Raw genomic sequence first — 22,569 nt, 5'->3', positions numbered from 1 at the left:
TGCGGGGATTAGATACGTTTTCTATGGGTTTGGAAGTGCGATACTTCAAGTAATTGTAGTCATCGCACCTCGTTTCTTATTTGTGAATAACTATTTAGTAAATCTTGCTAATAATTCTTCACGAGATAACTGCAAAAGTATAGGAGTAAATTCTTCTCTAGACATAGCAGCTAATTGATCAACAATTGTGGCTAATTGTTGATCAACTTCTCCAAAGCGGACTTGCAAAATACTTTCAATCATGGCACGACGTTCTCTTACTACACCTTCTTGTTGTCCTTCTTGTTTAATTTCTTCTAATTGTTGTTGATATATTTCCGATAATTTCATAATCAACTCCTGATCATCTTGATCAATATCTTGTTCTTTTGATTGACGTGCAGATAAGACCGCAATTAGTTCATATACTAATTGTATAGTCTTGTTCAAGAATGAACTATTTTTAGAAAGTTTTTCTAATTCTTCTACTGCTTGTCTTTGCACTTTTCCTCTACCTAATACCCTTAAAAACAGGGTTTCTGCTGTATTGGGTAGTTGATGGATGGTAACAATTACGGTTTTTAAACCTTTTCCGAGAAAATAAACTCCTTGACCCCAATTTTTCTCATCTACAGTTACATTAAAACTTTCTAAGATGTCTGGTGATGCAGTGGGAGTCAGTATCCATAAATAAGGTAGTTGGGTTTCATTTATTCGCGTATTATTGCGTTTTGATTGCCGCTCTAGGTCTGCGTGGATGTCGAATAATTTACCCATACAACTGCGAATTTCACTTTTGCTGACAGCATTGCGGAATGGTTCAAATATCGCAGAAGTTGCATATATCCCCATTTTTCCCAGCATTCCCAGGGTTTCTATATTATCTGGAGATGGTGATGCTGGTGTAAATAATACATCTATTTGCCTAACTTCTGAGGTAATATCTTTGCTTGTATCTACTTGACCATAGGGTGTGAATAATTCTGTCAGATATTGTTTGGTAAATTGGTCATGAATAAAACGAGTCATTGTTTTGATTAAGGGTACGGAGAGGGCAAGCTACAGGTATCGCGCAAGCGCTGATTTATCAGTTCGCTATTTGGGTTAAATAAAACAGCTTGATCAATGAGAATACCTTGAAAATAATTGTAGTCAGTAGCTTTATATTAAGCCTGATTTAACGTACCTGTTTTAAAGATTTGTCTAGCTGTTTGTTGATAGTTTTTAGCGTTATTTATTGCATTAGATAAACTACCTCTCTCATTGCTGCTTCTTATATCTAGCAAAGCATGAGCAATACTCTTACGTATTGGATTAACATCAAAATAAAGTCTGGCTAAATCGCTACTTTTATTTTGTGGTTCATGTAAGTAATCTTTCATTTTTCCACGATCTGTTTCAGACCTTATATTTTTACCTTTCATTTCGCAAAGATAAGTAATTATAGATTCAGCTAGTGTGATATAACCTGTAGAATATCTGTGATTATCAAAATACCATCCTGCTAATTCTAACTGGTATTCAGATTCATTTACTGAAGAACGGGAAAACTTTTTAACAAAATTTTCTAAAATATTTTTGATATACTTAAAAGGAGTTTTTGCAATTTGTGTTTGTAATGAATTTCTTAATGTAGAACTCTTTTGTTTAATGTCATTAACAGAGTTAATGTTAAGTGATTGTGATAGTTGCTCTATCTGATTGGCTAATTGACTTTCATTTTGGGATTTAAGTAATTCAGCAATTAAGTATCCATCACCATAGCTTTGTAAACTGTATGCACCTTTAATCCAGGAAGTCATATCAAATAGTGGCTTTAGGTCAACTACTGGAGTATAGTTTAATTCTCTACTGACATCCAGCATTCCATAATAAACTCCAGCAATTTTTATCTGTTTCTCGCTTGCTAAATCTCTGATAAAGGTAATAGTCAAAAATAAAAACAGTGACAGTGAACGAAAAGAATGAGTGATATCAATATATATTTCATCTCCTGGTTGAAGCATTTCAACAATTTGAAAAATTCTGTCAAAATTTTCCCATAGTTCATCTTGATCAAGTCCGTATTTTATTAAAATACATTTAGAACGCTCTCCCAAAACTTTTTCTATAGGTGATAAATCTATAGAATCTAACTCACTATCATGTTTGAGACTATCAATTTTACAGGCTAAATCTAGCCAATATTCATCATCCTTATGTACACTATTCGTTTCACAGAAAAAACGATATACTTCTTCCCACATTGATCTCACTGTACCTATAAAGATAATACCATCTAACTGAAAATGCTCATAAAGTACAGAAGCTATAAATCTACTTTGAGGATATAGAGTATCACCAATTTTGTAACAAGCATCTTGATACTCTCTGTCAGAAATATGTTGATTTTTAAATCTGCCACCAACTCCGATAGAAGAAATTAATATTTTAGCCATATTGATTAAACTCCTTTTATCTCAAAATAAGTGTTTTTAGTTATCAATCAGATTCTTTAACTATTGTCTGTCCCATTCCCAACCGTGTCTTAATTCCTGTACCAGCAAACCGAGCATATTGAACTAATAAATTAGCCACATTTGCTAATAAAGGATCAGCACGTTGAAAAACTTGTAACTTGACATCACCAATAAATCCATTTACATAACCTTTATGTAATTGATAACTGCGGGTTTGAATTTTGTGATGTTTAAGCAATACTGCATTATTCAAATAAGTAATTAATTCATCACCTCCTAAATAAACAGGTGCAAAATTATTCCAGCGTTCCAACCAACTGCGGAACATTAATGTAGGAACAGGTAGAGGTAAATTTGAGCCGGCTTGAGAAAAAGCGGTGGGAGTGATAAACTGTAATTCATGATTTCTGACAGGTTCGGGTTCATTTCCTACTAATGTTGTATAGAGTTCTTCATAACTGGTAATTTCATCTTCTCGATTAATAATATTAAATTTTGCTCCCAGAAATTCTAATGAATCTCCCAATTCAAGATAATCAATAGCTTTAGCTGATATTTCATTTAATCCAGATAAAGATAATTGGTAAAATTCTTCTGGATGAAAGGTGAGAAAATCTCTGGATGAAATGTAATAACCTGTTATTCCTGAGTAAGAGACTGAGGGGATTATTTCATTTCCCATTTCTAAGTTGAGTTTTTGATGTAGTTGTTTAATAAGTTCCAACCCATAAGGACGGGGTAAAATTGTTGATGTGGGAACGGTTAAGGTGAATGTAGAATTGATTAGCATTTTGATTATCAATTATTATTTATTTTAAACCTAACCCACCCTGGTACAAACTTAATCTCACCATCAGAACCCATAATAGTTCTGCGAGATTTTGGTGCTTCAAAACCAGGTGCTTTTAAACCACAAATATCACGAATATTTTCTCTCAGTTCATCATCAAAACATAATCCTATTGTTGTTCCTGTCATCCCACTACCCCAACCTAATCGCATTCCATAAGGACATTTTTCTGGTTCGTAAAAATCACCAATATTACTAAAATCTAAGTTTCTACCAGATGCGTTAGGATTATTTTCTATTGCACTCCAATAATCATGTTCATAATCCCATTGTTCTTGAGCAAATTCTTGGCATATTTGTAATAATTCATCAATGTTGTTAAATGGTAATTTCATTCCTTGCTTATGTTTAAACCAAGAAAGCATTTCTTTGTCTAATGTGATAGTAAATTCTGTTTTCACATTCCTTACCATTTCCACATAAAGAGGAGCTTTGTATTTTGCTCGATAATCATCAAATCTACTAGAAACTATCACTTCTACCACTACTGGTAAGTTTATCGGAATTGGTTTACCTGTTTTTCCAGAAACTTCTGTTTTAATTAATGATTCTGAATCACTAACTTTTAAACAGCGTAAAATGTCCGTGTTCTGACTTGTACCAGAAAATGTTTGACCTTGATAAATTAAGGAAAAGTCAGAAAATAAACTATTCATAAGTTTATCATCAGCAAATGTCTGATTACGTCTACTACTTAATTCTCCTAATCTTTGTTTGAGTTGTTTTTCAATTTCACTAACCCTGCTAGTTTGAGGAATTTTATATTTATCTGGATGTTTTAATAAATGATAAAGTATCGCGGTTTTTATTGCTCCTTTAATAGATGAACCAGGGATGAATAAATATCCCATACCATTACGAATCATTGGACGTAAATCTGTAACTCGTTCCGCTAGTTTTTGACTAATCAAATTTTCAGGAAAAATGGGATTTTTATTGGTGTCTTTAGCTTTCCACCATTCATTACCAAATGCTTGTTCTAATAGTTTAGTGATATTTTGATTGTTCTCAATTGCTTGAATATAGTCATTGAGAAAACTTCCTCCTTTTTTTAATAATGCTTTGGATAATGCTTCTTGATTAGGAAGATAGACTTTTTTCGCTGTTTGCACATATTCAAAGGGATTCAACCTAGATACAGATGAACCAATATGTAAAATGGGACTGGTTAACTGTATTTTTCTGGTTTCATAAAAGTCTGGTTTTTTTAATGCTAATTCATCAACAATTGTCATCTTCTTTTCCCTCTTCCTTTTTAGTGTTAATTGGTAGAGTTAAACTAATACCACTAAGTAGGTCAACAGGAAAATTTAAAGGTATGTAACGGTATGTAAAGTTGTCTCAATGCGATATTCTGATTGAGTTTCAGCCATTTTATAAAACGCAATACCCCTCATTTTTATTTTGTTCACCTACTTACGGTAAATTTGATGTTTTGTAAATTGTTCTGGTGTTACATTGACTAATTTTCCTGAAAGTGAGGAGGTAAAAATAGAACCTTCGCTAAACATTCTTACCATTTTTCGTCGTGTTTGACTTTCTACTATCCAACCTCCTCTTTCTTGGATTTCATAACTGGAATTTTCAAGAAAGTCCGGTGATATAGAAGAATCCCAAAATAAGCTAATCAAAGTGTGAACTTTACCATGTTTATAATTAATAACTTCGTCCCAAATTTCCGGTAAATCTAATAAATCTAGCCATTTTATTTCAAATCTTCCCGCACCACTAGAACGTTCTCCTCCTATTCCTTCTTCTCCTAAAAGATGTAAAGCTGCTTGTAATTTATCGGCTAATTTTTCACCTTCTGGAGAAATTTCGATAAGAAAATATAACCCTGCGGAGTTATTACCACTAGCAAAGTGAACAAAGCCTGTATGATAAAGGTTGGTAGCTGTGGTAACTCTATCAATTCCTATTTTTGGAAGTTGATGAATTTTACAGGCTTTTTTATAATCGAATGTTCCTCCTGTGTTTAAATCTCCGGTAGATTCACCTATTTTGGTATGGGTTATCAATTCTTTAGTATCAGCATTTTGATCAAATCCTTTTCCTTGATACCATTTTTGCCAAATTTCTAAAGGTAAATAATTCAGCTTTTTATAAGTTTTGAAAAAGGCTAAATCATCTTCTGGATAGTTGATGGGAAATTTGAGAGGACGAGGAAGATAATAAACGGTTTCTTTTCCTACTTCTCGATAAATAAAGGTGGAACTAATGCGAAATGGCGGTATTAGTTCAGGAGTTTTTTCTGTGGGAAATAGCTGTAATAATTCTTCTACTGCATCTTTCCCAAACAATCGCGCATAGTTAGTGACCCAAGCACTGAATAGAGTATCAGAACGGATGCGATCGCTCGTTTCTTCCATTCCTATTCCTACCTCCCCAAAATGCGCTGGATTATTGCCAAAATTGAGTTTAACTAATTTCCAAACACTCATGATTAATTCCCTGGTAATAATCGCTGGATGTACTCACGCAAATTTCTGAAGTTATCTAAAAGTGCTTGGGTATTAGCAATAGGATCTAAGGATTGTATAGCGGAACTCCCTGGTGTTGCATTGGTGATTTGACGATAGTGTTCTAAACTCCGATAGGTAAAAAGGAAGTTTTCAAATATGACTTTTCCATATCCTCTTGAACCATTTCCACCTAGTGCATCATCTTCTAGGAAAGCAAGTGCGATCGCTATATTTTGCAAATCTTCAATCACTTGTTCTGCATTTTCTACGGTGTAAACTAACTCAAAATTAAATTTTGAACCTGCGGGAACTCGTTCTAATTGTCGAGGATTTGCTGCTGCTGTCACCCTATCAATATTATTTTCAAATTTCCATTCTGTCATATACAAACCAGTGTCAACTTGTTTTAATTGCGTTGCGGAATCTGGATGTAAATGACTATCTCTAATAATTAAACGACTTGTTGCATTTCTTCCCCTATTAACTTTGACGCAGTTTATACCATCAATGATTTTTGTAGAACTTTCCTTATCAAATAAACCTTCTTTTTTAGCGGTTTCTACTTCTATCCAAAATTGAGATCCTCCAGTAGAACCAAATAAGCGACTTATTTGGCAAGTTCTCGCACCTTCATAACGGATAAAATGACCTCCTATTTCGGTAAAACCATCAGCTAAATCATCACTTTCATAACGCAAAGTTTCACTACTACCACGACGATTTAATGGCTTATTTAATAACCTTTCTAATGTCGCTCTCAATTTACCTTTAATTGATGATCCAGGTAAATATGGATATTTAGTTAAAGGATCTCTAATTACTGGTTTATCCAATCCACCAATATCTAAATTTTCACCACCACCACCAATATGTAAACCTGTTTTTGCGGTTAATTGACAAGTGAGAGTAATTTTTCCTAACAAGGGAGTTTGTGCATAAGATACTGTCATGATTATCTCCTAATTATCTTCTACTACTATCTGCTTCTTTGTGATATGCAATTATTGATTCTATAAACTGAACAAGACGGTAAAAATCTTGAGTAGTTTTTACTCTATCAATAGCAAATGACATCACCTCATTTAAAGGCTTAACTGCTTTCTGTCTAGCTGCTGCATAGGCTAATTTTGGCTTTAATAAAACAATTTCTGTTTCAATTTTGCTAAACTTTAACTTTTCTTTTTCTTCTTCAGTTTTAGCATTTTTGATTCTTTCATCATCATCTAATGCCAAAATATATTTAATTTGGTTGATAGCATCCAGAAATTTACGGATTTGATTAGTTTCCAATTTTTCTGCTTTCAGATGATATCCTAAGAGTTCAGCTTGTTTAACTAAAGTGCGAATAGGATAATCTTTCAGATAATTACTTTCTTGAATAGAATCCTTAATCTCTTGCACAATATTAGTTGTATTTTCCCGATTATTACGGGAATTAGATTGAGATGTGTGATTTGATTGGTTAACAATTTGTCCCTGATTTCTAGTAGGAGGTTGTGGTTTATTCGGATTATTCATAATTATGATCCACGATTTAATAATTCAATCCAGGTAGCAATAGCGCGAAAATAGGGCGCATTATAGGGACTTTTTAAAGAAGTCCGAAAGTCTTCATTTTGTAGAATATGATTGGGTAATCTCGCCAAAATATAAGCTACTTTTGGTAAATGTAAATAATAGCGAGTTGCTAAAGCCTCCTCTGATTGTTTATCTTCCTTAAACTTTTCTAAAGCCTGTTCTTGAATTTGTGCAGTTATCAACAAATTACGGACAAAATTACGAGAATAATTAGCTTCAATATTTTCCGGGGATAATATCTCCACAAATGGGATAATACCTAATAATTTTGGCTTAATTTCTCGTTGAGAATATTTTTGATTTATTTTATCAAATTCGCTAGATTCTTTCAGGTTTTCTAAAGTTCCTAACCACTCACTCCATTTGAAAACTTCACCAAATAAACCTAAACTATTTCTACCATTTTCTTTGGCTGCATCTTCAGCATGACCAGAAGATTTTGCTGCTTGATAAAGAGGGAATTTAGCACCATCAATGCTGATTCCACCTGATAGAGTAATATCTGGATTGTATCCTGTATAGGCTCGAAAACATTGATAAATATCAAAGGCAAAATTTACTGCTTCATTCCATGCACCACTAATAAATAAATCATCACCCCCTGCATATATGAATAGTATATTATATTCCTCATTTTTTGGCAATAATCGTTTGAAATTATCAGGAATATTTCCGATTCTTTTCTTTGCCAAACTATTAAGATAAACCTTAAAAAAATAGCTCATTTGCCTGGAAAGTCCGGCTAATCTAGGTAGTGTTTGATTTTCACCTAATCCTTTAGCAAATATTTGTCCTAATCTATCTACATCCATTCTTAGTGATGCAACTCTTTTAATTCCTTGGGCTTTTTCTGCCATTTCTCCAGCCCGCATAAAGCCTAATTCTCCTTGCTTTCCATAGTTACCTAATAGCAAGGGATAAACATTATTAAAATGTTTGAATTGGTAATGTTCTAATGTCCAATCATTGACTAATAAAACTGTATCAGGGGTAGGATCTATTTGTTTCCAGTATTCAAATAAATGGTAATAAATATTTCCTGATGGAAGTTTAAAATTCAGGGTATGTAATGATTTTGCTATTTTCTTCTGTTTTGATCTGACAATAGCATTAACTTTAAATAACTCACTTCCTAAATCAAACATACTTCGGCAAGTTTGACAAGCTAAAACTGAATCTGCTTCATTATCATTCAGAGGCTTTAACTTATCTGATTCTACATCGTCACGATAACATACACGACAAGGTTGATGGCTATAACGGGGTTTGATAAAATCACTAATTTGAGTGCAAAATTTTTGAGATTTATGTTTAGCTAAATTTTTGGTCGCTTGTGACCAATGTTCTGCAAATTTAGAGGTTTTATCTTCCGTTTTGGCTTCTGGTTTAAGATCATCTTTAGGAAAACATAAACAATCTAAAGCCAGAAACACTTTACCTTGAAATTCATCCAAAAACCATTCATTAAATTGGTGGCGAACTTTTTCAATGATACTTTTAACTTCTGGTTTTCCAGATGCCAAAATATATAAATTACCACCACCTGCATAAATGACATTAGTACGAGGCAGTTGTAATTCTTCTAAAAGTTGTTGTACTACTTCTTCTGTAACTAACTCTAAATAAAAACTCCTCGCTCTTAATGATTTTAATGCTCCATCAGAAGATATGGTATAAATGAATTTTTGAATCCCTGATAAATCACCAGCAATTAAACTAATTTTCTCAGCAGGATTGTTAATCAAAGCTGTTGCAACTGCCGCTGTAGTTCTTGCTATATCTACCAAGGCTACATTAGATTCACCAAAGCTGAGACATGAGCCAAATTTTTCTAATATCAACATCAATAAAGAAAGATTTTCTAAATTATCTTTGAGATATTTTGAAAGTTCTTTTTTAATCTCAGCTTTGAAATCTTCTTGTGCTTTTTTGTTGGGTTCACAATTCAATGGATAAGGAATATCAGGATATTCTTGATCATCATGATCAATTGCTCGTAATTCGTGGTAGTGAATTTTTGATGATTCGTTTTTAGGTTCATCAGATAAATTCACATTATCAAACAATAACCGCAATGTTCCAATTTTGGTATTTTCTGTCCAATTTAATATTTCTTTAGCTTTTTTTACTTCTGAATATTCATTATCCAGAATTGGATGATCAAAATTAGCCCATTTTGCTAGAATAGCGATCGCCTGTTGAAAAACCTGTAATGCAACTTGAGAACTTGTCACCATAAAAACTCCCTACAACTTCAAACTAACCCCACCAAAACCCGCGCTAAAGCTTGAATCATCGGACGACTAGAAACATCCTCACCACGCTGTAAACGGTGAATAGTCCCTGTCAAAATAGGTGATTCCGAATCAATGCGATCGCACACTTCATGCAAATCACTATGTATAATGGCAATAGTCTCCAGCCGTAAATCTGTACAAAACTCTTGCCAAGCAGGTATTTTTGACTTATCTCCAGCTAAAATCACCCCATGAGTGGCATATTGCATAATCAACCTATTTGCTGAACTAATTTTTCCCCCCACATCAAAAATCGCCAAAGGTTCACGACAATTTTTTACCCATTCTGATCTAGACATAGCAAACTCCGGTGTAAACGCAGTCTTATAGGCATTCTTGTACTGTGTTGCCGCCATTAAATCTCGTTTTGCCGTTTCTGCAAACCAACTTCCCTCCCCATCAGGATTAACAGTAACAGCAAAGGGATATGGTGCGCCAGGAATACAACGAATAGCTTTTTTTAAACCTTCTCGCAGACAAGATTTACCCGACTGTGGCGGACCACATAAGACAACTTTTACCGTTTCAGACATTGTTGCTTTCCTATCTCTAGGCTTTAATCAATCAAGTCTCCCAGTTTATATGCTGGGTTGTGTGTGATGCAAATCACGTATTTACCTAGTTTCGGATCAAAAAAACCAACTGCTCCATAAATATGTGCTAACTTATGTGCCAACACAAAAGCCACAGGAATAGAAATCGGACCATTAATCCTCAGCAGTTGTCCTCCAGTAATTTCCCCCAACCGCGTCATTTCCTCCAACCGTGTAGCAGCATCCTTCACAATCTGGTCATTTTGAGCAGGTGTACCAAAACTCACCCGCAAAATATCGTCTTTTAACTCAATGTTGTAAGTAGTCATTACTTTTACTGATTCACCAACAATCACATCATACATGGCATTGGAAGCAGCCTATTCCAGATTAGTCTATGCTGAAATTATCCCCAAATCCTAGATATGCTCAAAATGACCTAATCATTTGATTCTATAGGTAGGGGTTTAGCAGTGCTAAACCCCATACACACCTAAGATTTTCCTAATCTTGTCAAAGTCCATTTCCTAGCCGTGTTTAGTACAAGTGTCTGAGCAAATTTTTTCTGATATTCCCCAAGTAGAACTGTTGCAATGGTTAGCACGCGGTTCTCTCAAACAAAACCTCCTCCGTGCCATTCGGTTGTGGGTGTGGTTACATTCCTTATATGGAGAAAGTCAAAATCATGTATTTTTAGCAGATGGTTTTACCCTAGCAGATTGGAAAAACGCCTTCTTTATTTCCACTCACCCCAAAGGAGAAACAATTCCTCAATTTCATGACCCTAAATGTAACTGCGCAAAAACTACCGCTGACTGGTTATTTAATCCCAAAACCGGATTAAATCAAAAAACATGGCAGCAGTCTCTATTATCTCATATTCATATTTCCAACTTAGATGAAATCCTGCAAAAACGATTATTTTGTGTAACTCGTCGTTCCTTACAAGCAGATTTACAAATCTTAGAAGAATTAGGTTGGTTAGAAATTCGAGAACATAAATATCATCGAGTCCAATATTTACCATCTCGTCCCATTACCACCAAAACCAACAATCATGAATTAAACTTCTTAAATCAAGAAGATTTAGCCGAAATCGCCGAGAATATGTCTCAAGAAATTGGTGGTATCCAGCGATTCTTTTTCAAACTAGATTATGTAGTAACTGCCGTAGATGAAGTTGACAATTGGCAGTATGAACTCCGAAAAATCTGGGAAAAAACCCCAGTTCCACCTATTCAGTTAATTTATCACAGTGCTAGACTAGGAAATACTATAGAATGTTTGGTTTATCCTGTTTGCATTTATTACGTACAACGTGCTGTCTATTTATGTGCATTTGGAGAAAGTCCTGATCGAAAAACAGATTGGTATAACTTCCGTGTAGATAGAATCGAAAATATTACACCAATTACATGGACAAATTCTGCCATTCCTCAAAATTTACAGCAGCGATATTACCAGAGAAATTTACCAAATCCCGAAGAAATAGAATTACAAATGGATAAAGCCCTGGGATTTGATTTCTATTTAGAATCTCGATTAATGTTGCTACGATTTGAACGAGATTATCATGATCGCTACATTAAAGATACATCACGTCATCCAACTTTCAAATCAATTAGTTATCAAAAAGCGCAAAGTTTGATTCAAAGTTCTGTAGTTAATTCAGAAGAAAAGGCAGAATTATTAAAAGTTATCGCCAATCGTTCTCCAAAAGATGCTTATTACAGTCTTCAATACCGACATGGTGATCATAATGTAACTATGCGGTTAAGAGCTTGGCGACCAAGGGTAGAAATTCTGTTACCTTATGATTTAAGACAGAAAGTTGCGGCTGATATTACCAAGGAAGTCGGACTTTATCAAACATAATTGACTAATTTTGTCAATCTCATGCTTTACTATTTGTAATACGGTAAATCTTGACAAGTAATCTGTTAAATTTTACTCTTAGATCAAGATAAATTTGGCAATCCAAAGCGGGGTCAAAAACCCTGGGGGTCCGCCAAATCGCCAGAACCTTGACAACTAAATACTTTCAGCGTTTTGTTAGTTTCAGTTGGCATCACTCCCGAAGCCTGTAATGAGGTTTTTTCGGAGGTCCGCCAAAATCCCTCCTACGGTCTGCTCTTAGACTGGGTTTCAGAGGTCGGGGTTTCAATTTGCATAATCCCCGCAAGGGGACTGAAACCAGAAATTGCTTTTGGGGTAGATGCCACCATAGTTTCAATTTGCATAATCCCCGCAAGGGGACTGAAACACCGCAGAACGGGTAAAGCAGGGCATAACCAAAGTTTCAATTTGCATAATCCCCGCAAGGGGACTGAAACTCTGTAATTTCCTCATAATTTATTTCCCAAAGGCACGGGTTTCAATTTGCATAATCCCCGCAAGGGGACTGAAACTGAAACTTTGCAGCATCTTTGTTGTATCTAAGGTTGAGTTTCAATTTGCATAATCCCCGCAAGGGGACTGAAACTCATACTGCTTGATGGGTTTCCACCCCATAAACTTAGGTTTCAATTTGCATAATCCCCGCAAGGGGACTGAAACCTTTGCTGTTCCGTCCCAAACAGCCGCATCTATCAAGTTTCAATTTGCATAATCCCCGCAAGGGGACTGAAACCAGCTTTATTTTCGCCTATATCTATTTCATTTCTAGTTTCAATTTGCATAATCCCCGCAAGGGGACTGAAACCAACTTCGCATTTCTCCTCGATTGTTTCTTCAATGTTTCAATTTGCATAATCCCCGCAAGGGGACTGAAACAACCCGGATCTGTAACCGTTGACGAATTAAAATCAAGTTTCAATTTGCATAATCCCCGCAAGGGGACTGAAACAAGCAATTAGGGCAAGGATGATGATTACAAGTATCATGTTTCAATTTGCATAATCCCCGCAAGGGGACTGAAACTTCCTGGTATTCCTGGTATCCCTGGTATTCCTGGCATGTTTCAATTTGCATAATCCCCGCAAGGGGACTGAAACTTTACCGCCAATTTTATGGATTTTTTCCATAATCTTGGTTTCAATTTGCATAATCCCCGCAAGGGGACTGAAACAACCTAATTACCGTATTTTGCCGTAATTTCGATATGCTTCAACTAGCAGCAAATTCGGTAAATTGCCGTTTGTATGGGGCTTTAAAACCCAAAACTATATCTTGTTTAGGAACTCCCGCTTTTACCAATTCATTGGCTATGCCGATTTCTGTTCCATCGCGTTCAATCCAAATTTTGCCATCTTTAATTTCTATGTAAATAATACAACCAAATATTCGCGTTAGCTCTTGCCAACCAATGTTAAGAACTTGATAATGATTGCGATCCGTATCAAATACCAGTTTGACTTCTGTTTGAATATTCGAGCGATTTTTTGCATGACCTTCCAGAATTTTTTGGACTATTTCTGGATAATTTAGTCTCTCCATATAACAATTTCCTCTTGATATGGGTTAAAAACTAGTAATTTTAGCTGGCATACATAATATTCAGTTTATCTTTCCACCACTTATACCATAAGGCGATCGCCTGCCACAAATCAGAAAAGCGATCGCCTAAGCTGGGTGTTTTGCGATCGCAATTCCGATAAAGCTGCTTTTTTCAATCAGCTAAAATACCAAAATCTTAGTAGTTTTCTACGAATTGTCCGTGTTCTCCTGTGCGGAGAGCCTGACAGATTCTACGTTAACATTGAGTTTTTGAGCAATCTCTTCTACACTCATTCCTGTTTTTAGTAACAGAGGGACAGTAACTTTCAACATTTCAGCTTCCCGTTCTTCTCGACCTTGTTCTCGACCTTGCTCTCGACCTTGTTCTCGACCTTGTTCTCGACCCTCAGCTTTCGCTTCTTGGTAAACCCTTGTTTCTTCTAAAGTCAATCCCAGCATAGCTTCTACTTCCTCTCTACTCAAAGATGAAAACTTGTAAACAGCGATCGTGGTGATAATATCTATGATTTCGTTTTTCGGCAGTGAGCCAGTTGATTCTAATTGTACCCGTTGAATTAGTAGACGCGCTTGCTCTGCCATGACTTTTTCTGAGGCGATCGTCAACTGCATTAAATTAATACCTATTGGTAGAGTATTGAAACTTCCTAACTCATCCAGATAAATACACTGCACTTGGTCGCTGTTCAAAAACATTCGATGAGTTATTGTATCCTTTGGTGACAAACTGCGTGATGGAAAAATTATCACACAGTACCAGTCATCATATTGAGACTGATTCCGGTACAAATACGTCAGCGACTCAGTAAAAAACCGATGATAGAGAGCTTCGTCTTTCTGAAATTGAACTTCAGCAAAAAATATAACTCTCGGTTTTGCGCCTTCTGGTGGTAAAAATACCCCATCAATCCTAAAGGCGGTTTCTTTCACTTCAACTGACTCAAACTGATAGTTGTGCGCCTGTTCGGGGCGATGATCAACGAGTTCAAATATTAACGCCGGAAATCGCTTGAAAATTTGGTAATAAATGGAGTCACGTTTCACTGATATATCGAAATAGAGGATTATTTAAGTATTCATTTGATCAGTAACAGCAATACCTGACTGTTTGGGAATTTTCCTATCACTAGTGTAGCCCATATTTATTTTGTCAGCGATATCTACAACGGGATATGCCTACACCCCTCAATTATCCCTCATGAAAGCGATCGCTCATTCTACTGATGTTTATATCCGTCTCAATATTAATCAGTCTCCTTTTAATGTAGGATTACCCATAGAATTGCCAGAATTAACTAAAAAGGATTTGGTGCATTAAGAATTTCAATCTCACAAACCTTTAAAACCATGAGATCATGAGATCATAGTAGACTGTTTTGTAATCAACCTATCATCAAAGGAGTCTGAACAAATGGAACAAAATCGTAAGTCAACAGCAATTATTACAGGTGCTTCTTCGGGAGTTGGTTTGCAAGCAGCAAAAGCTCTCGTAGACAAAGGAAACTGGCACGTTATCATGGCTTGTCGGGATTTAATCAAAGCCGAAAAAGCTGCTCAAAGTGTAGGAATCCCAGCAAATAGCTACACACTCATGCAAATTGATTTAGGCTCTTTAGAAAGCGTTCGACAATTTGTAAATAATTTCCGAGCTACTGGCAGAACCGTAGAAGCTTTGGTTTGCAACGCTGCCATTTATATGCCTTTAATTAAAGAACCTTTATTTTCTCCCGAAGGATATGAATTAACCGTTACCACAAATCACTTGGGACATTTTCTCCTCTGTAATTTGATGTTGGCAGATTTGCAAAAGTCACCTGCGGCTGATAAAAGATTGGTAATTTTGGGAACTGTTACCCACAACCCAGATGAATTGGGTGGAAAAATTCCTCCTCGTCCAGATTTGGGTAATTTTGAAGGTTTTGCGGCAGGTTTCCAAAATCCAATTTGCATGATTAACGGTAAGGAATTTGAACCAGTCAAAGCCTATAAAGATAGTAAGGTGTGTAATGTTCTGACAATGCGCGAACTACATAACCGGTTTCATGAATCTACTGGAATTACTTTCAGTTCTCTCTATCCTGGTTGTGTGGCAACTACGGCTTTATTCCGCAATCACTATCCTTTGTTCCAGAAGATTTTCCCTCTTTTCCAAAAGTATATTACTGGAGGATTTGTGACTGAGGAATTATCAGGAGAGCGGGTGGCAATGGTGGTTGCTGATTCTGAATACAAACAATCTGGTATTTATTGGAGTTGGGGAAATCGTCAAAAAGAAGGCAGAACTTCTTTTGTGCAAAAAGTTTCTCCCCAAGCAAGAGATGATGAAAAAGGTAAGCGGATGTGGGATCTTAGCTATCAGTTGGTAGGATTAGGAAAGGAATCTGAAAAAGCAAAATCTCTAATTTAATTAGTCAGTGGTCAGTTGTCATTGGTAAGGGGGAAATTTTTCCCCTGTTCCCTGTTCCCTAAATTGAATAATAAAGAGGAAAAGATTTCGCGTCTTTTGGTTTAACATAAACCTTTTCTTGTGGTTCTAATTTTAATTCATCGAACCGTTCCCGTGTTAAATGGGCTGTCATCGTTTGTCCATCATCTAAGGTTAATTCAACTTGAATTTCCCACCCTAAATGAATGATTCTGCTGACTGTAGCTTGTGCTGTTGTGCCATTACCAACTGTTTCAATGATGATATCTTGGGGACGCAAGAATGTTTCGGGGTTTGTTGATTCAAAACCACTACTTTGGAAGATTTTCGCAGAACTGGGTAATACGTTCACAGGACCAATAAAACTCATCACAAATGCAGATGCGGGATGATCATAAATTTGTGCTGGTGTTCCTACCTGTTCTACTTTGCCTTTATTCATGACGACAATTTCATCGGCAACTTCCATTGCTTCTTCTTGGTCATGGGTGACGAAAACTGTAGTAACATGAACCTCGTCATGGAGACGACGTAACCAGGCTCGTAAGTCTTTACGAACTTTGGCATCAAGCGCTCCAAATGGTTCATCTAATAAGAGGACATTGGGTTCTACAGCTAAGGCTCTAGCTAGGGCTACCCGTTGTCTTTGTCCGCCGGAAAGTTGGGAAGGATAGCGATCGCCTAATCCACTTAATTGTACTAGTTCTAGTAACTGTTCTACTTTTCCCTCGATTTTCTTTTTGGGGGCTTTGCGAATTTCCAAACCAAAGGCGATATTTTTACGGACTGTTAAATGTTTAAATAGGGCATAGTGCTGAAACACAAAGCCAATATTTCTTTCTTGGACACTTTGAAAGGTGGCATCTTTGCCTGTTAAAATGATTTTACCTGTATCTGGCATTTCTAAACCAGAGATTAACCGCAATAAGGTAGACTTACCAGATCCCGATGGACCGAGTAAAGCCACCAGCGAACCACTTTGAATTTCCAGGTTTACCTGTTCAACGGCTTGGAAACTACCAAATTGTTTAGAGACGTTTTCAACTACTATGCCCACTGGTGCTACACCTCTGCAAATAATCTACGGCTTTTGACTAGGAATACCGTACTTTATATTTATATCATAAATCTTGGCAGTTGTATAGCAGGAGTCAGAAGTCAGGAGTCAGGAGTCAGGAGTCAGGAGTCAGGAGTCAGAAGTTAGGAGAAAACCCTTTTGGTTGCAAGATTTTGACCGTCAATTGATATGTTAACCGACTTGGATATTGTTGTATCATTAAAATTCATGAATTAAGTTCACATTTAATCAAACAGTCAGTAGGTGAACACAATAAAACCAAACTGTGTAAAGAAACGTAAAATCACTGAAAACTTTTTTACTCTTGCCTGTTGCCTGTTGCCTCTTGCCTTGCTATAACGTCCTCAAAAACCATTACTCGAAAGACCAAACAAGCGGTAGAATTAACAACCAACCCCAATTCTCCTCCTTGATATGTATTGCGACTACCTGGTACAAATCCTCACTGCCCGTGTTTATGATGTAGCCCAAGAAACACCATTGGAATATGCCCCAAATCTCTCTAACCGCATTCATAACAAACTCCTCCTCAAACGGGAAGATATGCAATCGGTGTTCTCGTTCAAGCTGCGGGGCGCATATAACAAAATGGTCAATCTCACCCCAGACTTACTTAAACAAGGTGTTATCGCGGCTTCTGCGGGGAATCATGCCCAAGGTGTGGCTTTAGCTGCTAGTCGTTTGGGAACAAAGGCCATCATTGTTATGCCGGTGATTACGCCCCAGGTAAAAATCAATGCTGTGAAGGCACGGGGTGGAGAGGTTGTTTTATATGGTAATAATTATGATGATGCCTATGCCCATGCCCGGCAATTAGAAGCGGAAAAGGGGTTAACTTTTATACATCCATTTGATGATCCAGAAGTGATTGCTGGCCAGGGAACAATTGGGATGGAAATACTGCGACAGTATCAGCAACCTATTCACGCTATTTTTGTGGCTATTGGTGGTGGTGGCTTAATTTCCGGGATTGCTGCTTATGTTAAACGATTGCGTCCCGATATTAAAATTATTGGTGTTGAACCTGTAGATGCTAACGCTATGTATCAATCATTGCAAGCTGGTGAACGGGTGCGGTTATCTCAGGTAGGTTTATTTGCAGACGGTGTAGCGGTGCGGGAAGTGGGGGAAGAAACTTTCCGGCTATGTCAACAATACGTAGATGAAATTATTTTAGTGGATACAGATGCCACCTGTGCGGCGATTAAAGACGTGTTTGAGGATACTCGCTCTATTTTAGAACCTGCGGGGGCATTAGCGATCGCTGGCGCAAAACTTTATGCAGAACGAGAACAAATTCAAAATCAAACCCTCATCGCCGTTGCTTGTGGTGCTAATATGAATTTTGACCGTTTACGTTTTGTGGCGGAACGGGCAGAATTTGGTGAACGTCGAGAAGCTATCTTTGCAGTCAGAATTCCCGAAGAAAGAGGGAGTTTAAGAAAGTTTTGTGACTGTATTGGTAAACGCAACCTGACAGAATTTAACTATCGTATTGCTGACGAAAAAGAAGCGCATATTTTCGTGGGTGTGCAAATAGAAAATCGCGCCGACGCTGCAAAAATGGTGGAGAATTTTGAATCTCACGGTTTGAAAACCATAGATTTAACAGATGATGAATTAACCAAACTGCATTTGCGGCACATGGTAGGAGGACATTCTCCATTAGCAGAAAATGAACTCCTTTATCGCTTTGAATTTGCCGAACGTCCCGGTGCATTAATGAAATTTGTAACTTCTATGTCTCCTGATTGGAATATTAGCTTATTTCATTATCGCAATAATGGTGCAGACTATGGACGAATTGTGGTAGGAATGCAAGTTCCCCCCCATGAAACAGTGGAATGGCAATCATTTTTAGATAATCTTGGTTATCACTATTGGAATGAAAGCGATAATCCGGCATATAAGTTATTTTTAGGATGATTTAGCAGATAGATCCCCGACTTCTTCCAGAAGTCGGGGATCTGGGTATTTTGGGTATTAGAATTTAACGGTGTGATAATTCCAAAAAACTAATTGTTTGCGGACTAGAACTAGATGAACTCTCCCAATAATCTACTTTATTAACTTTAACTTTCAGTAATGCCAGATTTGGTTCATTTATTCCTTTTGGAAACCAAGTTTGAAATTTGTGTTGCCATTTTCCTTGCAGTTTATTACGATCTTTTGTTAATTGGGCTGTTCCCAATATGGAAATATATCGTTGTTGATTAGGTTCGGAAAAACTAATATTCACCTGTTGATGATGTTCGATGTCTACGACTTTATGGGAATTATCTAAGGTAAAAAACCAGAGTGTAGCATCATTGTCAATTTCATTGCAGATTGACATAGGACGACTATGTAAAGTTCCATCATCATCAACTGTGGTTAACATCGCACATTCAAAACCTGCAAGTAGTCTCCGCAATTCCTGAGTTTGTGGTTTTGTGTCTAAGGATTGTGTCATTGATCTAGAATTTTAGTTTTATGGACATGAGTGATATGTTTAGTGTTAAAGGTTTTCGATTTATATACGTGAGTCTAAAGAGGTAATTATCAGAATTGGTTATGACTAATTTATAACTAAATAAATATATCTTAAAGAAGATGTTAATAAAATATAGATGCTATATCCAAATTATTGAAATGAAAATTTATGTCAAATATCAATAATGTATATTATAAAATTATCCAATCAGGATAAAACTCTGGAGTAAGAAATTATGACAATATTGGCTATGGATAAATTAGCAGAATATAAATGGCATAATTTACCTATACAGACAGTAAATCAATATTTAAACAGTAATATTGAAACAGGTTTAAATTCTGCTGAAGTAACGAAACGCAAAGAAAGTTTTGGTACTAACGAACTGAAAGCTAAACGCGGAAAAAGTGCTTTACTACGGTTTTTGCTGCAATTTCATCAACCGCTACTTTATATTTTGTTAATTGCTGGTGCAATCAAAGCATTTTTGGGACAATGGGTGAATGCTGGAGTAATTTGGGGTGTAACTTTAATTAATGCTATTATTGGTTTTGTGCAAGAATCGAAAGCTGAAAGTGCGATCGCTGCTTTAGCCTCTTCTGTCAAAACCAACAGCACTATTATCCGCAATGGGAATAAACTTCAAGTTCCCTCTACTGAATTAATCCCTGGAGACATCGTATTATTAACATCAGGTGATAAAGTACCAGCAGATTTACGACTTGTACAAACACGGAATTTACAAATCAACGAATCGGGATTAACAGGAGAATCTGTCGCTGTTGAAAAAAATACCCAACCAGTACAAGTAGATGCAGTTCTAGCAGAACGTACTAATATGGCTTATGCTGGCAGTTTTGTCACTTTTGGAACTGGTAAAGGTATTGTCGTTGCTATTGGTACAGCCACAGAAACCGGGCGTATTTCTCAATTAATGGAACAGGGAAATATCCTCAAAACCCCTTTAACCCGGAAGTTTGACAAATTTAGTCGCACCCTACTTTATATTATTTTAGGAATTGCATCTTTAACATTTGCCGTCGGCTTAGGATACGGTAACACCTGGGTAGAAATGTTTGAACCTGCGGTAGCTTTTGCTGTGAGTGCCATTCCTGAAGGATTACCTGCTGTAGTTACTGTCACCTTAGCCATTGGTGTTTCTCGCATGGCCAGCCGTCACGCCATTGTACGCAAGTTACCCGCAGTGGAAACCCTGGGAGGTGCTACAGTAATTTGTTCTGATAAAACTGGGACTTTGACTGAAAACCAGATGACAGTACAAGCCATCTATGCAGGTGATCAACATTATACAGTCACGGGTACAGGCTATGCACCAAGGGGGGAAATTTTACTAGAAGCAAATCCTGTAGATTTTAATGATGTTCCTCCTCTGGCGGAATGTTTAAAAGCTGGGCTTTTGTGCAATGATTCCCACTTGGAAAACAAAGATGGACAATGGATAGTAGTTGGTGATCCTACTGAAGGCGCATTAATAACGGCTGCGAATAAAGTCGGGTTAACCCGTGACAACTTACAAGCGAGTATATCCCGGCTTGATGTCATCCCCTTTGAGTCAGAGTTTCAGTACATGACAACTCTGCATGAAATCCAACAACAAGAACGAATTATTTACGTTAAGGGTTCGGTAGAGGCGATTCTCAAACGTTGTCAACAGGTGTTAAATTCCACTGGGGAACTTTCTTCTGTGGATGCCAATACTATAAATCAGCAAGTCGATACAATGGCGCATCAGGGTTTACGGGTGTTAGCTTTTGCCAAAAAACCAGTTTCGGAAAATCAAGATTCATTAGATCATGCAGATATCGAAAATGATTTGATTTTCTTAGGCTTGCAGGGGATGATCGATCCACCCCGTGCTGAGGCTATAAGGGCGGTGCAAGCCTGTCAACAAGCTGGTATCCAGGTGAAAATGATTACAGGTGATCATGCTGTCACGGCGGCTGCAATAGCATCTCGGATGGGTTTTAATCATCATCGGGAAGTGAGGGCTTTTACAGGTGCAGAACTGGCGAAAATGGCAAAACCAGAATTAGCTACAGCCATAGAAGATGGGGTAGTATTTGCCCGTGTAGCACCCGAACAGAAATTGCGAATTGTGGAAGCGCTGCAATCTAAAGGTGAAATAGTCGCTATGACAGGGGATGGTGTTAATGATGCACCTGCCCTTAAACAAGCGGATATTGGCATTGCAATGGGTGGGGCGGGTACGGAAGTGGCCAAAGAAGCCGCTGATATGATTTTGACAGATGATAACTTTGCCTCTATAGAAGCTGCGGTGGAGGAAGGAAGAACCGTTTATAGTAATTTGTTAAAAGCGATCGCTTTTATTCTCCCTGTGAATGGTGGTGAATCTATGACGATTTTAATTAGCGTTTTGTTAGCTAGAGATTTACCCATTCTCTCTTTACAAGTTCTCTGGTTAAATATGGTGAATTCCATTGCTATGACAGTTCCTTTGGCTTTTGAACCCAAGTCTGATCAGGTAATGCAACAACCCCCACGTAATCCCAATGAAAAATTACTTTCTCCTAATTTAGTTAAACGTATTGTCCTCATTTCTATCTTTAACTGGATTTTAATTTTCGGTGTCTTTGAATGGATGCGACAAACAACTGGAGATATTGCTGTTGCCCGCACAATGGCAATTCAATCTTTAGTCGTAGGCAGAATTTTTTACCTATTAAGTATTACCCAATTAGGTGTTGCTATTGTTGATAAAATTCGCGGAATTAATCGAGAAATTGGCGATCAAAAAGCAATGTATGTGGGAATTGCCAGCACTATTATTTTGCAGATAATTTTCAGCCAATGGGGTTTGATGAATAAATTATTTTATACAGCCCCATTGGCATGGAATCAATGGTTAATTTGTCTGGTTGTTGGCTTGCCAATGATTGCAGTAGCAGCCTTTGCCAATCGTTTAGATTCTCAGTTTTAAGCCAATATTTTATATAACATTGC

18 protein-coding genes, 1 pseudogene and 1 CRISPR repeat array are annotated in these 22,569 nt (G+C 36.9%); of the genes and pseudogenes, 5 read left to right on the top strand and 14 right to left on the bottom strand.

The window, feature by feature from the left end; translation table 11 throughout:
* Positions 1-90 precede the first annotated feature (90 nt).
* The 10 genes from FJR05_RS20080 to FJR05_RS20035 all read right to left on the bottom strand — a co-directional run bounded on the left by FJR05_RS20080 (position 91) and on the right by FJR05_RS20035 (position 10,487).
* Positions 91-1,008 (bottom strand): hypothetical protein, encoded by a 918-nt coding sequence (locus FJR05_RS20080; RefSeq protein WP_168645762.1) that lies wholly within the window; start codon positions 1,006-1,008, stop codon positions 91-93.
* A 137-nt stretch (positions 1,009-1,145) separates the two neighbouring features.
* Positions 1,146-2,417: a TIGR02221 family CRISPR-associated protein gene (csx2, locus tag FJR05_RS20075; protein ID WP_168645761.1), complete on the bottom strand. Its 1,272-nt coding sequence runs from the start codon at positions 2,415-2,417 to the stop codon at positions 1,146-1,148.
* A 43-nt stretch (positions 2,418-2,460) separates the two neighbouring features.
* Positions 2,461-3,228 (bottom strand): CRISPR system precrRNA processing endoribonuclease RAMP protein Cas6, encoded by a 768-nt coding sequence (cas6, locus tag FJR05_RS20070; RefSeq protein ID WP_168645760.1) that lies wholly within the window; start codon positions 3,226-3,228, stop codon positions 2,461-2,463.
* 8 nt (positions 3,229-3,236) lie between these two features.
* Positions 3,237-4,523, bottom strand: coding sequence for a type III-A CRISPR-associated RAMP protein Csm5 (gene csm5 / locus FJR05_RS20065; protein WP_168645759.1), 1,287 nt, complete (start codon positions 4,521-4,523; stop codon positions 3,237-3,239).
* 177 nt (positions 4,524-4,700) lie between these two features.
* Positions 4,701-5,729, bottom strand: coding sequence for a type III-A CRISPR-associated RAMP protein Csm4 (gene csm4, locus FJR05_RS20060; RefSeq protein ID WP_168645758.1), 1,029 nt, complete (start codon positions 5,727-5,729; stop codon positions 4,701-4,703).
* A 2-nt stretch (positions 5,730-5,731) separates the two neighbouring features.
* Positions 5,732-6,700 (bottom strand): type III-A CRISPR-associated RAMP protein Csm3, encoded by a 969-nt coding sequence (gene csm3, locus FJR05_RS20055; protein ID WP_168645757.1) that lies wholly within the window; start codon positions 6,698-6,700, stop codon positions 5,732-5,734.
* A 13-nt stretch (positions 6,701-6,713) separates the two neighbouring features.
* Positions 6,714-7,268, bottom strand: coding sequence for a type III-A CRISPR-associated protein Csm2 (gene csm2, locus FJR05_RS20050; RefSeq protein WP_168645756.1), 555 nt, complete (start codon positions 7,266-7,268; stop codon positions 6,714-6,716).
* Between the two features lie 2 nt (positions 7,269-7,270).
* A complete protein-coding gene (cas10, locus tag FJR05_RS20045; RefSeq protein WP_168645755.1) occupies positions 7,271-9,565 on the bottom strand; it encodes a type III-A CRISPR-associated protein Cas10/Csm1 in 2,295 nt (764 codons plus the stop codon).
* Between the two features lie 17 nt (positions 9,566-9,582).
* Positions 9,583-10,158, bottom strand: coding sequence for a hypothetical protein (locus FJR05_RS20040; protein ID WP_168645754.1), 576 nt, complete (start codon positions 10,156-10,158; stop codon positions 9,583-9,585).
* A gap of 23 nt (positions 10,159-10,181) precedes the next feature.
* Positions 10,182-10,487, bottom strand: coding sequence for a CRISPR-associated protein Csx3 (locus tag FJR05_RS20035; RefSeq protein ID WP_168645753.1), 306 nt, complete (start codon positions 10,485-10,487; stop codon positions 10,182-10,184).
* A 217-nt stretch (positions 10,488-10,704) separates the two neighbouring features.
* Between FJR05_RS20035 and FJR05_RS20030 the strand changes: the two genes are divergently transcribed.
* Positions 10,705-12,033 (top strand): TIGR03985 family CRISPR-associated protein, encoded by a 1,329-nt coding sequence (locus tag FJR05_RS20030; RefSeq protein ID WP_168645752.1) that lies wholly within the window; start codon positions 10,705-10,707, stop codon positions 12,031-12,033.
* 282 nt (positions 12,034-12,315) lie between these two features.
* A CRISPR array of direct repeats spans positions 12,316-13,225; the repeat unit is 37 nt; unit sequence GTTTCAATTTGCATAATCCCCGCAAGGGGACTGAAAC.
* A 38-nt stretch (positions 13,226-13,263) separates the two neighbouring features.
* Here FJR05_RS20030 and FJR05_RS20025 read toward each other — a convergent pair.
* Together FJR05_RS20025 and FJR05_RS20020 are read right to left on the bottom strand one after the other, a co-directional pair.
* The gene (locus tag FJR05_RS20025; RefSeq protein ID WP_168645751.1) at positions 13,264-13,593 is read right to left on the bottom strand and encodes a XisI protein; all 330 of its coding nucleotides are present in this window, start codon (positions 13,591-13,593) and stop codon (positions 13,264-13,266) included.
* A gap of 207 nt (positions 13,594-13,800) precedes the next feature.
* The gene (locus FJR05_RS20020) at positions 13,801-14,655 is read right to left on the bottom strand and encodes an Rpn family recombination-promoting nuclease/putative transposase (protein WP_168645750.1); all 855 of its coding nucleotides are present in this window, start codon (positions 14,653-14,655) and stop codon (positions 13,801-13,803) included.
* Between the two features lie 151 nt (positions 14,656-14,806).
* Here FJR05_RS20020 and FJR05_RS20015 point away from each other — a divergent pair.
* A pseudogene (locus FJR05_RS20015) lies at positions 14,807-14,920 on the top strand (AAA-like domain-containing protein); the annotation flags it as partial.
* A 102-nt stretch (positions 14,921-15,022) separates the two neighbouring features.
* On the top strand, positions 15,023-16,018 hold the full coding sequence (locus FJR05_RS20010; RefSeq protein WP_168645749.1) for a protochlorophyllide reductase: 996 nt from the start codon (positions 15,023-15,025) through the stop codon (positions 16,016-16,018).
* A 58-nt stretch (positions 16,019-16,076) separates the two neighbouring features.
* On the opposite strand, the gene FJR05_RS20005 is transcribed toward FJR05_RS20010, so the two are convergent.
* Positions 16,077-17,093 (bottom strand): TOBE-like domain-containing protein, encoded by a 1,017-nt coding sequence (locus tag FJR05_RS20005; RefSeq protein ID WP_168645748.1) that lies wholly within the window; start codon positions 17,091-17,093, stop codon positions 16,077-16,079.
* Positions 17,094-17,528: 435 nt separating this feature from the next.
* Here FJR05_RS20005 and ilvA point away from each other — a divergent pair, with 435 nt between their 5' ends.
* Entirely contained in the window at positions 17,529-19,040 is a 1,512-nt protein-coding gene (gene ilvA, locus FJR05_RS20000; protein ID WP_168645747.1) for a threonine ammonia-lyase, biosynthetic, read from the top strand.
* 64 nt (positions 19,041-19,104) lie between these two features.
* On the opposite strand, the gene FJR05_RS19995 is transcribed toward ilvA, so the two are convergent.
* Positions 19,105-19,566: a pyridoxamine 5'-phosphate oxidase family protein gene (locus tag FJR05_RS19995; protein WP_168645746.1), complete on the bottom strand. Its 462-nt coding sequence runs from the start codon at positions 19,564-19,566 to the stop codon at positions 19,105-19,107.
* A gap of 256 nt (positions 19,567-19,822) precedes the next feature.
* Between FJR05_RS19995 and FJR05_RS19990 the strand changes: the two genes are divergently transcribed.
* Complete coding sequence (locus tag FJR05_RS19990; RefSeq protein WP_168645745.1) at positions 19,823-22,546, top strand: cation-transporting P-type ATPase; 2,724 nt, start codon at positions 19,823-19,825, stop codon at positions 22,544-22,546.
* Positions 22,547-22,569 lie beyond the last annotated feature (23 nt).

Source organism: Dolichospermum sp. UHCC 0259 (assembly GCF_009711935.1).
In the GTDB taxonomy this organism is placed as follows: domain Bacteria; phylum Cyanobacteriota; class Cyanobacteriia; order Cyanobacteriales; family Nostocaceae; genus Dolichospermum.
This window is presented reverse-complemented; position numbering and strand designations above follow the sequence as displayed.

Bases quoted from the DNA above. Each gene is read 5' to 3' on its own strand.
- FJR05_RS20025 (WP_168645751.1), bottom strand. From the start codon at position 13,593: ATGGAGAGACTAAATTATCCAGAAATAGTCCAAAAAATTCTGGAAGGT.
- FJR05_RS20040 (WP_168645754.1), bottom strand. From the start codon at position 10,158: ATGTCTGAAACGGTAAAAGTTGTCTTATGTGGTCCGCCACAGTCGGGT.
- FJR05_RS20080 (WP_168645762.1), bottom strand. From the start codon at position 1,008: ATGACTCGTTTTATTCATGACCAATTTACCAAACAATATCTGACAGAA.
- csx2 (WP_168645761.1), bottom strand. From the start codon at position 2,417: ATGGCTAAAATATTAATTTCTTCTATCGGAGTTGGTGGCAGATTTAAA.
- csm3 (WP_168645757.1), bottom strand. From the start codon at position 6,700: ATGACAGTATCTTATGCACAAACTCCCTTGTTAGGAAAAATTACTCTC.
- csm4 (WP_168645758.1), bottom strand. From the start codon at position 5,729: ATGAGTGTTTGGAAATTAGTTAAACTCAATTTTGGCAATAATCCAGCG.
- FJR05_RS20035 (WP_168645753.1), bottom strand. From the start codon at position 10,487: ATGACTACTTACAACATTGAGTTAAAAGACGATATTTTGCGGGTGAGT.
- cas6 (WP_168645760.1), bottom strand. From the start codon at position 3,228: ATGCTAATCAATTCTACATTCACCTTAACCGTTCCCACATCAACAATT.
- cas10 (WP_168645755.1), bottom strand. From the start codon at position 9,565: ATGGTGACAAGTTCTCAAGTTGCATTACAGGTTTTTCAACAGGCGATC.
- csm5 (WP_168645759.1), bottom strand. From the start codon at position 4,523: ATGACAATTGTTGATGAATTAGCATTAAAAAAACCAGACTTTTATGAA.
- csm2 (WP_168645756.1), bottom strand. From the start codon at position 7,268: ATGAATAATCCGAATAAACCACAACCTCCTACTAGAAATCAGGGACAA.
- FJR05_RS19995 (WP_168645746.1), bottom strand. From the start codon at position 19,566: ATGACACAATCCTTAGACACAAAACCACAAACTCAGGAATTGCGGAGA.
- ilvA (WP_168645747.1), top strand. From the start codon at position 17,529: ATGTATTGCGACTACCTGGTACAAATCCTCACTGCCCGTGTTTATGAT.
- FJR05_RS20010 (WP_168645749.1), top strand. From the start codon at position 15,023: ATGGAACAAAATCGTAAGTCAACAGCAATTATTACAGGTGCTTCTTCG.
- FJR05_RS19990 (WP_168645745.1), top strand. From the start codon at position 19,823: ATGACAATATTGGCTATGGATAAATTAGCAGAATATAAATGGCATAAT.